Genomic DNA, 13,705 nt, shown 5'->3' with positions numbered 1-13,705 from the left:
GCGAACATAAAGAATTGGGGGATGGAACAGATGAAAAAAACATGGAAAACAATCGCAGGAGTCGTATTTTCGTTGTCACTACTTGTAAGCGGATGTAGCCAAGGCGCTTCCACTAACAGCGCGGGAGGTCAAGCGGGTGGGGCTACTGCTGGAAATGCATCGTCCATGACAAAAGAGGCAGGCGTATTTGTATACGCGGCATCAGGTGAATATCAGCCATTCAGCTACTTCAAGGATGGTCAATTGACCGGCTTTGATGTCGAGATCGGTAATGAGATCGCCAAGCGCTTGGGGCTTGAGCCAAAGCCAGTCACGTCGCCTTTTTCCGGTATTATCGCAGGGGTAAAGGAAGGACGCTACGATGCGGCGATTGCCAGCCATGCGATTACAGAAGAGCGGAAGCAGCAGGTTGATTTCGCAGACCCGTACTACTTGTCCGGTGGTCAACTGTTCGTTCGCCCGGATGGGACCATTAGCACGCTGGAAGGATTAAAAGGCAAGGAAGTGGCAGTTGCACTCGGCACTACACATGAAAAGATGGCGCGGGAGTATACGGATAACATCAAAACGTATGACAGTGATGTAACGGCTCTGCGTGCCTTGGAGCAGGGAAAACATGATGTCGTGATTACAGATAGCGTCGTAGGGGAGATTGCCATTGGGCAAGGCTTGAAGCTCAAGAAAAGCGGGTCGCCACTCTCGGAAGTCAAGCATGGAATCGCAGTGCGCAAAGGAAATACGGAATTGCTGAACAAGATCAACGAAGTGCTCAAGCAAATGATGGAAGATGGTACCTACGTCAAATTGAGCGAAAAGTATTTTAATCGCGACATCAGCAAAGCCGAATAGTGAGTTGGTATAACAAGTATATTCCATTACGAGTGAGGGGTGGCATCAAGTGCCCAGTTTTGCCCATCTGACAGAAGAGTTTTTCCGGACATTGCCGTTTTTTTGGAAGCCGTTGCTGCTGACATTTCAGTTGACGATCGCTTCTGTTATCGTAGGCTCGATTATCGGATTGTTTGTCGCCTTGTTAAAGGTATCCAAGCTTCCTGTTGCACGTTTCGTAGCTAATGCGTACATCATGATCATTCGCGGTACGCCACTGGTCGTGCAAATTTTCGTCTTGTATTTCGGCTTTTACAAAGTCATTGACCTCGGTCAATTTTGGTCCGCAGCGCTCGCTCTGGCGATTCACAGCGGAGCCTATATCGCAGAGATTTTCCGGGGCTCCATTCAGTCAATTGATAAAGGACAAATGGAGGCAGGGCTGTCTTTGGGCATGTCCACTCGTCAGACCATGCGTCGGATCATTTTGCCGCAAGCGATGAAAAGATCGATCCCGCCGCTTGGCAACCAGTTTATTTTGTCTTTGAAGGAATCGTCTCTGGCCGCTTTCATTGCCATGGATGAGTTGTTCTCACTGGCCCGCCGCTTGTCTGCGGAAACGTTTGACGAAATGACGTACTTTTTGATTGTGGCGCTTTATTACTTGGTCATTGTCATGGTGTTTACGTTTGTGGTCCACATCATGGAGAAGCGTCTGGCCAAAGGAGAGGCGTAAAGCGGAGGGGAAAGACGATGGAAAAGCAAAGAGAAATGATACGCGTGCAAAATTTGAAGAAAAGCTTCGGAAAAGTGGAAGTTCTTAAGGATGTTACCTTGCAAGTCGGAAAGGGCGAGGTCGTCGTCTTGATCGGTGCCAGTGGATCGGGGAAAAGCACATTGATTCGATGCATTAATTTTCAGGAGATCAAGGACGGCGGAGAGATCTATATCGAAGGGAAAAGCATCGACCCGAAAAAGGATGACTTGACCAAAGTACGGCAAAAGGTAGGCATGGTGTTCCAGCACTTCAATCTGTTTCCGCATAAAACGGTACTGGAAAACATCATGGAGGCACCGCTGATTGCTAAGAAAGCGGACAAGGAAGAAACGAAGCAGGAAGCGCTCCGGCTGTTGCAAAAGGTAGGTCTTTCTGAAAAAGCGGACGCCTACCCGTCCAGCCTCTCCGGTGGACAAAAGCAACGCGTGGCAATTGCTCGTTCGCTGGCGATGAAGCCTGAGATCATGCTCTTTGACGAGCCAACCTCAGCGCTTGACCCAGAGCTGGTAGGGGAAGTGCTAGAGACAATGAAGCAGCTCGCGCAAGAAGGAATGACGATGATTATTGTGACGCACGAAATGGGGTTCGCCAAGGAAGTGGCCGATTGGGTTGCGTTTATGAATCAAGGCAAGATCATCGAGATGGCTAGACCCCAAGAAATTTTCAACAACCCGAAAGAAGAGCGCACGAGAGAATTTTTGAACCGTGTACTGTAATGGCAGAAAACGAAAGGGAGCTGTGGCATGAGAGATGTGGTCATAGTCGCGGGTGTGCGTAGTGCAGTGGGTGCATTCGGGAAGAGCCTGCGTGACGTACCGGCAACAGAGCTGGGGCGGCAAGTATTGGAAGGCTTGATGAATAAGGTTGATTTGCCGAAGGAACAAGTCAATGAAGTGATTTTTGGCAATGGTTACGTACATGGGGGAGGACTCAATGCTGCACGTATCAGCTCGCAGCTGGCGGGATTTCCACGCAATGTCTATGGTCACATCGTCATCAAAGCATGTGGTTCAGGATTGAAGGCGATTGGCAACGGTGCGCTAGCCATAGCAGCAGGTCAAGAGGAAGTGGTGATTGCGGGGGGAGTGGAGTCCATGAGCAATGTTCCCTACCTCGTGAAGAACCGCTGGGGCAGCAAATTCGGCAATTTGTCTATGGAGGACGCCCTCTTGTCCGATGGCTTGATCTGCTCGTTGACCGGTGAGCATATGGGCATGACCGCAGAACGGCTGGCTGTACAGTACGGTATTTCCCGTGAGGAGCAGGATCGTTATGCCTACGAGAGTCACGTAAGAGCAGCGGCAGCAATCGAAGCGGGCACGTTCGCGAGTGAGATCGTACCGATTGAAATCAAGGATCGCAAAGGCACCCGCGTATTTGCGCAAGATGAATCCGTTCGCCATGATATCAAGCTGGAAGAGCTGGCTAAGCTAAAAAGTGTTTTTCAAAAAGAAGGAACCATCACTGCCGGAAATGCGTGTCCGATGAATGACGGCGCAGCCGCTGTATTGATGATGTCTCGTGAAAAGGCGGAGGAAGCGGGTTTGACTCCGCTCGTGAAAATCAAGGCTTTTGCCAGCGCAGGCGTCGAACCTGGCGTGATGGGGATCGGACCAGTGCCCGCCACGCAGAAGGTGCTGGAGAAAGCGGGATTGACGCAGGGTGACATTGGACTCATCGAATTGAACGAGGCATTTGCCGCCCAGGCTTTGTCTGTAATCAAATGCCTGGAGCTGGACACGAGCAAGGTGAATGTCAATGGAGGCGCGATTGCCTTGGGTCACCCTGTGGGAGCTACTGGTGCTAAACTGACAGTGACGTTGATGAACGAAATGATGCGCAGACGAGAGAAGTATGGCATGGTGACGCTGTGCATGGCAGGTGGCATGGGGATGTCAGTGATCTATGAAAATTTGACGATGTAAAATTCTCATGTGCATATGAAAAAGCCCCGAACCTTGATATGTCGGGGCTTTTTGCCATGAAAGTGTGATCGCTTATTAGGGGACCTATTGTTCGTGTAAGTATTTTCGCAATGTGGCCGCTACTTCTGTTGGGTTTTCCAGCTGTACAATGACATGCTGATATTTAACATGACCCTCTACTTTTAGAATCAACAACGAATCAGTCTGGGCAAAAGAAAGGAAGTACCATTCATTTCCGTGCTGAAAGCTTCCTTCATATATGTTCAATGGAGCTATAGACGTCCCTGGCATGCGCAACATCCATTTTGGCGGAACAAAAGAACCGACCTCGACATGCTTGATCGATTGATACGGTAACGTGATGGTGCTCTTCAAGGCTAAGAAGGTATGCAAGCCAGTGAGACGCAAGGTAAAATCCGTCTTTCCAAAATGTACACGTCTTCCCATCGTTGATCACCTCATTCATCTGCCATCGTTTCATTATCTCACAGATGAATGATGATGACACGGGACTATCAAAAAAGCCGGCGCTTCCCCGCAAGAGGAAGGCAACCGGCTTTTCGTATTCTTTCTTACATTTCTTCTGGAGCAGCCAAACCGAGCAGACGCAGACCTTCCTTTAGTACAGCAACGACTGCTGCTACGAGCTGGAGACGGGATGCTTTCACATCTTCTTCTTCAGCCAGGATGCGTACATTCGCATAGAACTTGTTGAACGTTTGCGCCAGGTCGATTACATACTTGCCGATTTGCGACGGATCGAAGTTATCGGCAGCACGTTCGATTACCTCTGGGAACGCGTTCAAGAGGGTAATCACTGCCCAAGCCTCTTTGCTGTCGAGTGCACCGGCAGCCAGGTTCACTGTCGTTGCTGACTGGTAGCCACCTCTGCGCAAGAGCGAGCATGCACGAGCGTGTGCGTATTGCACGTATGGTCCAGTTTCCCCTTCGAAGGTCAGCATCTCTTCCCAGGAGAAGTTGACATCATTCAGGCGGAAGTTTTTCAAGTCATGGAAAATAACTGCGCCTACCCCGACTTGACGAGCCACCTCTTCTTTATTGGATAGCGTAGGGTTTTTCTCTTCGATGACTTTTTGGACATCAGAAATGGCCTGTGCCAACACTTCTTCCAAGAGAACCACTTTCCCTTTACGCGTGGACATTTTCTTGCCGTCCTTGAGCATCATGCCGAATGGGATGTGGTGCATATTTGCGGACCAAGCATAGCCCATTTTTTCCAACACTTTATAGAGCTGCTGGAAGTGGAGGCGTTGCTCGTTCCCTACGACATAGAGTGCTTTTGCAAAATCGTACGATTCGTGGCGGAAGAGGGCAGCAGCCAAATCACGCGTAGCGTACAGGGTAGCGCCGTCTGATTTTTTGATCAGGCATGGCGGCATGTTGTATTCATCGAGGTTCACGACCATCGCACCGTCGGATTCAGTCAACAGACCTTTTTCCTCGAGCAACGTAACAACGCGATCCATTTTGTCGTTGTAGAATGCTTCACCGTGTGTGGAGTCGAAGGCTACGTTCATCAGGTCGTAGATCTTCATGAATTCCTTGAGGGACTCATCACGGAACCATTTCCACAGATGCTGTGCTTCTTCGTCGCCATCCTCGAGCTTTTTGAACCATTCACGGCCTTGGTCTTCCAGCGTAGAATCGTTTTCGACTTCTTCGTGGAAGCGAACGTAGAGGCTGAGCAGCTCCTTGATTGGTTCTGCTTTTACCTTTGCTTCGTCACCCCAGAGGCGGTACGCAACGATCAGTTTACCGAACTGCGTACCCCAGTCACCCAAGTGATTGATGCGCACTGGCTCGTAGCCTTGCTTTTCCATGATGTTGGCAATCGCGTTCCCGATTACAGTAGAGCGCAGATGCCCCATGGAAAACGGCTTGGCGATATTCGGTGAGGAGAGGTCGATTGGTACTTTGCGTCCTTGACCGACATTGCTGCTTCCATATGTGCTGCCTTGCGTAATGATTGTTCCGATTACTTGCTCTGCTACATTTTCTTGGTCCAGGAACAGGTTCACATACGGTCCAACTGCTTGTGATTCGCGCAATGGTGCACCGGAGAGCTGTCCAGCCAGCTCTGCTGCGATCATCGGTGGGGCTTTGCGCAATGCTTTTGCCAATTGGAAGCAAGGGAAGGCCACATCGCCCATTGCAGGGTTTGGTGGTGTTTCCAGCATGCCGTATACGGCTTCTTTTGTCAGTGTGTCTACGCCCATCGAGGAGAGCGTAGCGGCAATCTTTTCAGCGACTTGGTGTTTGTAGCTCATCTAAAATTTCTACTCCTTTCAAATAAAAAAACCTCTACGTCTCCTGTGAAAAAGAGACGAGAGGTTATACTCCCGCGGTGCCACTCTTGTTGTTTTTCCCTTCCAGTAAACTTGGAAGACAAAAACCGCTTGACCTGCTGTAACGGGCAGTCCCGGCATAGCCCTACACGATCCGTTGCCCATATTGACTGGCGTAGGATGTTCAGGCCGCATCTCCGAGGGGCGTTTCCTCACATGGTTTGGCATCGGGCTCACACCGTCCCCGACTCGCTACAGCCTCGCACAAGGAGTACTTTCCTCATCAACGATTCGTTTGTTTCTCTAGAATTATAGCTGTTTTAACCGTCAGGATGCAACTCACTGTTCCGGTTTTTGCAAAATCTTATCTAATTCCGCGAAATATTGTTTGGTCAGCTCTTCTCTTTCTTCCGCGCTGAGGTTATCCGCGTTCATCATTTGCTCTTTGTACTGTTCCAGCTTTTCGAGCATGGCCAGCTCGGCAGCAGCGGCATCGTCCAGATCGTAATTTTCCGATGGATCGAACGGGATCAATCGATTGTCATTACCACTGCGCAAATAAGCGGAGCGCCAGTTCTCCGGAAACTGGTATGGCTGTTCGCCAAACATAATCGCTAAAATATCGTCGGATTCAATCGGCAGGAAGTGATCGTAATCGTCTCTTCTGCCTCCCTCGGATAAATTAATGTGGGACAAAAAATAGTGGAGATAATGTTCCCCGGTTTCGGTATTCTTAACGATGGAATAGGTTTCAAACTCGGATTTGGATAGTTCTTTTATGGTCTCCAAACAGGACAGAAATTTGTCTTTTTCACGTGCTTGCAAGTCAGCCATGTCATCTCGTTCCTTTCGCTCTACAATAAGCCTCATGATAGCAAAAGCAATGTGCGCTGACAATGAAAGCAACGCAACGTAGTGCAGCAGTGGAAGCAGGGAAAAGGATGATTGATAAAATAATTGGATAATCTTGTCACAAAAATAAGCCAGCTGGATCAAATACATATCAACACGAAACAAGGAGGTGAACAGCGCGTGAATGCAAGTGCCAAAAGTAGCGAAGCGGACTGGACGCTGCAACTGACCAACGAGGAGAAGCTGACGAGACTCATGAGTGAGTACGGAGACAACATCGTGCAGCTCGCCTACTTGATCGTCAAGGACCGGGGAATCGCTGAAGACATTACTCAGGAAGTGTTCCTGAAGGCGTATCGGGGTCTGGATCAGTTCCGCCATCAGAGTAGCGTAAAAACGTGGCTTTACCGAATTGCGATCAACGAGTCCCGCAAATATTTGCGTTCGTGGTCCTTTCGCCAGATTTTTTCTACATACCTCTCCAAAGAGGAAGCACCGCCGGAAAAGGTAGACACCGTAAATGTTGAATCTGCTGTCATCGGACGAATGAGCAAGGTACAGGTAGCGGAGCAGGTGATGAAGCTCTCGCCGCTGTACCGAAAAGTCATGGTACTTCATTACTATGAAGATTTGTCGATAAAAGAGATTGCACAAGTGTTGGATATTTCAGAAGATGCCGTACGAACCCAATTGTCACGGGCCCGAAAACATTTTAAGGCATTGTGTGAAAAGGAGGGATTGGAATGGACGTAGATAAGGAAATGCGTGAAGCGGTACGGAGAGCAAGTGAGGAATCAGTGGAGGAAGTGAGGTTTACAAAAGAGATGGAATTACGGATCAGAGGTGCGATTGCAAAGAATAAACACAAGAATCGAAACAGATTATTTATGGCTGGATCGCTGGCTGCGTGCTTGGCGGTAACTGCTGTGGGCTTGCATCAACAAGGTTGGTTTCCCCAGATGCCGAGTGGAAAAAATATAACGAATGCAGTGGCAACAACTGCAACGGATAAAAAGAATACAGAGGCAAACCAGAGCAGCGTAAAAGTGTCGCCGGAAGCGGCAATTTTACCATTAAAAAAGGCGATCCCAGCCTTGAGCAAGATGACAATAAGAGTGGATCGTACAAGCCATGGAATCAGTGAACTAACTTTACTCGAAGGCGATGCTGCGTGTGCCAATGTTGTTTATGATACACAGACAGGACAAATTGAGAGCTTTACAATAAACGGTGATCGGAAAGAACAGAAGGAGATGAACTTGCCATCAGCCAAGACTGCGGAGAATGCAGCAAACGCATTTCTTCAAGCTTTCTTGGGAGAGGAAAGCAAGTCCTATCAGCACGTCGAGACTCAGATCTATACCGACGAGCATATGGTAAAAGGCCCATGGATGAGCGTGAATTATCAACGTATGGAAAACGGCCAGCCCGTTCCGTTCAACGTATTGTCGGTTGGAATTGACCAACAGGAGCAAGTTGCGTTTTTCGGGCGATTGAACAAGAGTGAACAAGCCTTTTTCACCAAGCTGACAGATGCCATGCCAGATTTGAACCCGTCCCTTCTTCTATTGGATAAAGAAAAGAACCACGATGGCATGTCATTCATCTTGGGGAAAACGAACAAGGAGGGGCATCAGGTTTCTCTTGTGATCTATGGAAATGGTCAAGTACTGGAATCGTACAGGCTTTTGAATAGGGATGAAAAGGAAGCAGCGAGCCGGAAAGAAGCAGAAGGAGAAAAAGCCTTGCAGCAAGAGCGACAGTTTTTGAACAAACTGCTCGGGGCGGATAGTGAACACTATCGGTTATTGGACGCCAACGATCCAGGGGTGTATCTGCGATATCATAACGAATTGCCAGTGTTGTCTGATGAAATTAGCATAACAACAACTAACTCTGGCCACGTCCAATATTTCAGGATGGAGCCCGAAACATTCGAGCCGTCGCAGTACCCGGATATATCGACTGCTGTATCAGAAGAGGTAGCCATCAAAGAGCTGAGCGAGCATATGAAGCTTCGATACGTGCAGAATCCGAGAATACAGCCACAATCCAAACAAGGGGAGAAGTGGCAACCTATCCTGGAGTACACGCCAGCTGTTTCCTTCATGCAAAGAGGACGTGAAGATGGTACGGAGTGGCATATCGACGCGACCAATGGCAAGATTGTATATGGAACGGGAGATAACGGGCTTGCCTATGATCAGTTAAATGCGAAGGAAGCACATCCGATCGAATCTCCAAAGGAATACGTCAAGGTTCGCTCCAAGGATGAGGCAAAAGCACTGCTGCAAGCGGAATTCGGTATACAAGTAGATGACTCGACCTATAGAGAGAGTAAGAGTTACCGTGATGGACACAAGGAATACGTCTGGAATGATAAAAATGACAAGTATATTGGCGTAGAAGTCATCGCAGAAACAGGCAGTGTCGTCGGGCTGGGATCACCGCGTTCCGATACAGCAGTGACAGTCAAACGAGAGCAAGCAGAAGAGGCTTCACTCGCCTTTCTGCATAAATACGTCGATCCAGGCGTAAAAGAAGTGCAATTGGCACAAGTTATACAGCCAGGCGAAGCGAATCCTGTGTCATCGGGCGAATGGGAATTCAGATATCTCATGAGCAAGGATGGCATTCCAGTACAGGATCGCGGGCAAAAAGCGGCTTATTCAGTAACAGTCGATCCGTCTTCTGGCAAAGTGACAAAGTTTGAAAACTACAGAGAGACGCACGAGCTGGTGGAGCTTCCAGCATCCGACGAGATCGTCTCGAAAGACAAGGCTGTTGAGGCGTATTTACGCGTCATGCCTTTAAAGCTGGTCTATTTGATGAGAGATGTGGATGGGCAAAAATTAGCTCAACCAAAGCTGGCGTATGTGCCGTGGAGTGACGAAAAGCTGGCGCTAAAATTTATTACTCTGGATGCCGTGACAGGCAAGATCATCACCAAATAACAAGAAAAAAAGGCTATCCCGCAGCCATTCCTGATGGCTTTTGGGATAGCCTTTTTTAAACACTTATCTAACAGTCGTCACATGAACACCCAATAATTACCAACAGGATAAACAGCACGAGCACGATTGCGAAGCAGTCACCGAAGAATCCGTTTCCGCAGAATGATGTACTCATCTTTGTTTCCCCTCCTTTCCGTTATACTCCAGTCTATACACGAATGCGGATATTGGACTGGGCGGATGCCCAGCTAAGGCAAAAATGGGCGCGTATGAGGAGAGGCTCAGTAAAAAATAGACAATTCACAATTGACGGGGAGACAAAGGGGGTGTTAAGATACTTGCAAACATTCAAGACATTTCGCCAAACAACTAAATGACAAGTGTACGACTCTTATCCAGAGAGGCAGAGGGACTGGCCTGATGAAGCCTCGGCAACCGGTAAAAATCCGGTGCCAATTCCAGCAAAGCTATGTGCTTTGAAAGATAAGAGGATGTCTCAGGCGTTTTCGTATCTGCTGACAAATCCTCTTCTTTCAAAGAAGAGGATTTTTTTATTTACCCAATTACGGAGAATAAGCCGATGCAAGGTAGAAAAGGGGCACGTCAATGAAACCAACTTTTCGCGAACAACTTTCCCGGAAAATTCTGATTCTGGACGGTGCAATGGGCACCATGCTTCAACAGGCAAACCTGACTGCTGATGATTTCGGCGGTGAAGCCTATGATGGCTGTAATGAACTCCTGAACCTGACCAGACCAGATGTGATCCGTTCCATTCACGAGAAATATTTAGCGGCGGGCGCAGACATCGTCGAGACAAATACGTTTGGTGCTGCTTCCATCGTTTTGGCTGAGTACGATGTGCCAGAAAAAGACCTTGAGATCAATATAGCCGCAGCCCGCTTGGCCAGAGAAGCGGTGGATGCCTATTCTACGGAGGAGTGGCCGCGTTTTGTAGCAGGTGCAATGGGACCTACGACCAAAACCCTTGCGTTGACAGGCGGTGTCACTTTCGAAGAACTGGTCGAGGCGTATTATCGTCAGGCAAAAGGTCTGATCCTTGGCGGCTCCGATGTTCTTCTATTGGAAACCTCGCAAGACACGTTAAACGTCAAGGCTGGCGGAATCGGGATTCGCAAAGCTTTTGAAGAGCTTGGACAGGAGCTCCCGGTGATGCTGTCAGGTACGATTGAGCCGATGGGCACAACGCTGGCGGGCCAAAACATCGAGGCGTTTTACATCTCCTTGGAGCATTTACAGCCAGTCTCCATTGGTCTGAACTGTGCGACAGGACCAGAGTTCATGCGTGATCATCTGCGGACACTGTCAGGAATTGCCCAATGTGCGGTTAGCTGTTATCCGAACGCAGGCTTGCCAGACGAGAACGGTCATTACCATGAAACGCCACAGGGACTTGCTTCGAAAATGCGGGCATTCGCTGATCAGGGCTGGATAAACGTCGCTGGCGGTTGCTGCGGAACAACGCCTGACCATATTCAAGCGATGGCAGAAGCGTTGAAAGACTGCAAGCCGCGCAGTGCAGCTGTGGAACCGCTGAGCGCAGTCTCCGGGATCGAGGTTGTTTACGTCGAAGATGACAATCGTCCTCTACTAGTAGGGGAGAGGACCAATGTCATCGGTTCCAAAAAATTCCGTGAAATGATTGCAGCTGGTCATTATGAAGAAGCATCTGATATTGCCCGAGCACAAGTGAAGCGCGGCGCACATGTCATCGATATATGCTTGGCTGACCCCGACCGTGATGAATACGAAGATATGGAAAAATTCCTACAGTTCATCGTGAAAAAAGTAAAAGCGCCCCTCATGATCGACTCGACAGATGCCAAGGTCATGGAACTGGGACTTCGCTATTCGCAAGGGAAGGCCATTCTCAACTCGATCAACTTGGAAGACGGGTTGGAGCGATTTGAGGAAGTCGTTCCGCTTATTCACAAATTCGGTGCCTCCGTTGTCGTTGGAACGATTGAGGAAGCGGGTATGGCTATCACTCGCGAAAAGAAGCTGGAGGTCGCGCAACGCTCGTACGACATTCTTGTCAACCAGTATGGCATAAAACCACAGGATATTATATTCGATCCACTCGTCTTTCCAGTAGGGACAGGGGATGAACAATACATCGGCTCTGCCAAGGAAACCGTAGAAGGAATTCGTTTGATTAAACAGGTAATGCCTGCTTGCAAGACGATCCTGGGTGTCAGTAACGTTTCCTTCGGCTTGCCTCCTGCGGGTCGGGAAGTACTGAATGCGGTCTTCTTGTACCACACAACTCTCGCAGGGCTTGATTACGCCATCGTCAACACGGAAAAGCTGGAGCGCTACGCTTCGATTCCAGAAGACGAGAGAAAGCTGGCAGAAGCCCTCCTATTCGAGACAAATGATGAGACATTGGCGGCCTTTACCGAATTTTATCGCCAAAAGAAAAAGGAAGTCAGTGTGGAAGTCTCCTCGTTAACGCTCGAAGAACGCTTGGCCCGTTATGTGGTCGAAGGCTCCAAGGATGGCCTGGTGGAAGACCTAAAGCTGGCTCTGGATAAATACACACCGCTCGAGATCATCAACGGTCCGCTGATGGCTGGGATGGAAGAGGTTGGTCGCCTGTTCAACGGCAACCAGTTGATCGTGGCAGAAGTATTGCAGAGTGCAGAAGTCATGAAGGCATCCGTTTCGTTTTTAGAGCCATTCATGGAAAAAAGCGATGCCGCTGCCAAGGGGAAAATCTTGCTGGCGACAGTCAAGGGCGATGTACACGACATCGGAAAAAACCTCGTGGAAATTATTTTGTCAAACAACGGCTACAATGTCGTGAACCTAGGGATCAAGGTGCCGCCAGAGCAACTGATTGCCGCATGCAGAGAAGAAAAGCCGGATGCCATCGGTCTGTCTGGACTCTTGGTAAAATCCGCACAGCAAATGGTCATTACAGCACAAGACCTGCGTGATGCAGGCATTGATATCCCGATGATGGTTGGCGGTGCGGCGTTGACGCGCAAGTTCACATCGAACCGGATCGCACCGGAATACCGTGGAATTGTTTTATACGCAAAAGATGCCATGGATGGTCTGGATCTCGTAAATCGTCTGCAAAATCCGGAAGAACGTGATCGCTTGGTAGAGGAACAGCAACATCTGCTGGAAGCAGTTGCAACGGCTCAACCTGTCATCGAGGAGAAAAAAGCACCTTTGCCAGCTCGCTCAGCCGTCAGCAGAACGGTTCCGATCCATCTGCCACCAGATTGTGAACGACATGTTCTGCGACAATACCCGCTCAGCCATCTGCAACCGTATTTGAACCTGCGGATGCTCCTCGGAAAACACCTCGGTGTTCGCGGAAATGTAGATAGATTGATAGAGGCAGGCGACGAGAAGGTACTGGAACTGTATGGCATTGTGGAAGAGCTATTAAATGAAGCGAAGCAAAAAGGAACCATTACGACACACGGCGTGTATCAGTTCTTCCCGGCTCAGTCAGATGGCAACGATATTTTGGTTTATGATCCAAAAGACCACAGCAAGCTGCTGGAGCGCTTCTCGTTCCCGCGTCAGCTGGAAGAACCTCATCTTTGCCTGTCCGACTTCTTGCGACCAGTGGAGAGCAAGGAAATGGATTATGTCGGATTCCTGACCGTAACGGCTGGGGGAGGGATTCGCGAAAAATCTACAGAGCTAAAAGAGCGTGGTGACTACTTGCGCTCTCATGTCCTCCAATCCTTGGCATTGGAGCTGGCAGAGGCATTTGCAGAGCGAATTCACCACGTCATGCGCGACGTGTGGGGCATTCCTGATCCGGTTGAGATGACGATGCTCGAGCGCTTTGGTGCTAGATATCAGGGCATTCGTGTCTCCTTCGGTTACCCTGCTTGCCCGAACCTGGAAGATCAGGCGCAGTTGTTCCGTCTGCTGCGTCCAGAGGATATCGGCGTTCAGCTGACAGAGGGCTTCATGATGGAGCCAGAAGCTTCCGTATCGGCGATGGTATTTGCACATCCTGAAGCACGTTATTTCAACGCAGGTCCATCTATTTTTGAAGTGTAAGGAAAGTAG

At 49.2% G+C, this 13,705-nt stretch carries 11 protein-coding genes, 1 riboswitch and 1 other annotated feature; of the genes, 7 read left to right on the top strand and 4 right to left on the bottom strand.

Translation table 11 applies throughout. The features are described 5' to 3' along the window. Window positions 1-30 precede the first annotated feature (30 nt). Genes POF51_RS24340 through POF51_RS24325 form a run of 4 tightly spaced genes read left to right on the top strand, consistent with a single transcriptional unit; the run spans window position 31 to window position 3,531 of the window. On the top strand, window positions 31-849 hold the full coding sequence (locus POF51_RS24340) for an ABC transporter substrate-binding protein (protein ID WP_069852266.1): 819 nt from the start codon (window positions 31-33) through the stop codon (window positions 847-849). A gap of 49 nt (window positions 850-898) precedes the next feature. Beyond that, window positions 899-1,564, top strand: coding sequence for an amino acid ABC transporter permease (locus POF51_RS24335; protein WP_271756258.1), 666 nt, complete (start codon window positions 899-901; stop codon window positions 1,562-1,564). Between the two features lie 17 nt (window positions 1,565-1,581). After that, window positions 1,582-2,322, top strand: coding sequence for an amino acid ABC transporter ATP-binding protein (locus tag POF51_RS24330; protein ID WP_271756257.1), 741 nt, complete (start codon window positions 1,582-1,584; stop codon window positions 2,320-2,322). Between the two features lie 27 nt (window positions 2,323-2,349). Further along, window positions 2,350-3,531, top strand: coding sequence for a thiolase family protein (locus POF51_RS24325; protein ID WP_271756256.1), 1,182 nt, complete (start codon window positions 2,350-2,352; stop codon window positions 3,529-3,531). Window positions 3,532-3,615: 84 nt separating this feature from the next. On the opposite strand, the gene POF51_RS24320 is transcribed toward POF51_RS24325, so the two are convergent. The 3 genes from POF51_RS24320 to POF51_RS24310 all read right to left on the bottom strand — a co-directional run bounded on the left by POF51_RS24320 (window position 3,616) and on the right by POF51_RS24310 (window position 6,854). Beyond that, a complete protein-coding gene (locus tag POF51_RS24320; RefSeq protein WP_106833464.1) occupies window positions 3,616-3,978 on the bottom strand; it encodes a hypothetical protein in 363 nt (120 codons plus the stop codon). A 125-nt stretch (window positions 3,979-4,103) separates the two neighbouring features. Beyond that, entirely contained in the window at window positions 4,104-5,819 is a 1,716-nt protein-coding gene (gene argS, locus POF51_RS24315; RefSeq protein WP_106833463.1) for an arginine--tRNA ligase, read from the bottom strand. A gap of 49 nt (window positions 5,820-5,868) precedes the next feature. After that, window positions 5,869-6,133: a binding site (T-box leader), on the bottom strand. 43 nt (window positions 6,134-6,176) lie between these two features. Beyond that, window positions 6,177-6,854, bottom strand: coding sequence for a hypothetical protein (locus POF51_RS24310; RefSeq protein WP_244521836.1), 678 nt, complete (start codon window positions 6,852-6,854; stop codon window positions 6,177-6,179). A 15-nt stretch (window positions 6,855-6,869) separates the two neighbouring features. On the opposite strand from POF51_RS24310, the gene POF51_RS24305 reads away from it, so the two are divergent. Further along, the gene (locus POF51_RS24305; protein WP_069852253.1) at window positions 6,870-7,442 is read left to right on the top strand and encodes a sigma-70 family RNA polymerase sigma factor; all 573 of its coding nucleotides are present in this window, start codon (window positions 6,870-6,872) and stop codon (window positions 7,440-7,442) included. Further along, the gene (locus POF51_RS24300; protein ID WP_271756255.1) at window positions 7,433-9,643 is read left to right on the top strand and encodes a YcdB/YcdC domain-containing protein; all 2,211 of its coding nucleotides are present in this window, start codon (window positions 7,433-7,435) and stop codon (window positions 9,641-9,643) included. The genes POF51_RS24305 and POF51_RS24300 overlap by 10 nt, the downstream gene beginning before the upstream one ends. Before the next feature lie 67 nt (window positions 9,644-9,710). Here the strand turns inward: POF51_RS24300 and POF51_RS24295 are convergent, their stop codons facing one another. Then, window positions 9,711-9,818: a YjcZ family sporulation protein gene (locus tag POF51_RS24295; protein WP_007724452.1), complete on the bottom strand. Its 108-nt coding sequence runs from the start codon at window positions 9,816-9,818 to the stop codon at window positions 9,711-9,713. A 213-nt stretch (window positions 9,819-10,031) separates the two neighbouring features. Then, window positions 10,032-10,133, top strand: a riboswitch (SAM riboswitch). 116 nt (window positions 10,134-10,249) lie between these two features. Here POF51_RS24295 and metH point away from each other — a divergent pair. Beyond that, entirely contained in the window at window positions 10,250-13,696 is a 3,447-nt protein-coding gene (gene metH, locus POF51_RS24290; RefSeq protein ID WP_069852249.1) for a methionine synthase, read from the top strand. The last annotated feature ends 9 nt before the right edge of the window (window positions 13,697-13,705 follow it).

Origin of the sequence: Brevibacillus sp. AG, assembly GCF_028369215.1 — a bacterium.
GTDB classification, from domain to species: Bacteria; Bacillota; Bacilli; order Brevibacillales; family Brevibacillaceae; genus Brevibacillus; species Brevibacillus porteri.
Note: the sequence above shows the minus strand (reverse complement) of the source record. Positions and strands in the feature narration are given on the sequence as shown.

Bases quoted from the DNA above. Each gene is read 5' to 3' on its own strand.
- POF51_RS24295 (WP_007724452.1), bottom strand. From the start codon at position 9,818: ATGAGTACATCATTCTGCGGAAACGGATTCTTCGGTGACTGCTTCGCA.
- POF51_RS24330 (WP_271756257.1), top strand. From the start codon at position 1,582: ATGGAAAAGCAAAGAGAAATGATACGCGTGCAAAATTTGAAGAAAAGC.
- POF51_RS24340 (WP_069852266.1), top strand. From the start codon at position 31: ATGAAAAAAACATGGAAAACAATCGCAGGAGTCGTATTTTCGTTGTCA.
- POF51_RS24325 (WP_271756256.1), top strand. From the start codon at position 2,350: ATGAGAGATGTGGTCATAGTCGCGGGTGTGCGTAGTGCAGTGGGTGCA.
- POF51_RS24300 (WP_271756255.1), top strand. From the start codon at position 7,433: ATGGACGTAGATAAGGAAATGCGTGAAGCGGTACGGAGAGCAAGTGAG.
- argS (WP_106833463.1), bottom strand. From the start codon at position 5,819: ATGAGCTACAAACACCAAGTCGCTGAAAAGATTGCCGCTACGCTCTCC.
- metH (WP_069852249.1), top strand. From the start codon at position 10,250: ATGAAACCAACTTTTCGCGAACAACTTTCCCGGAAAATTCTGATTCTG.
- POF51_RS24320 (WP_106833464.1), bottom strand. From the start codon at position 3,978: ATGGGAAGACGTGTACATTTTGGAAAGACGGATTTTACCTTGCGTCTC.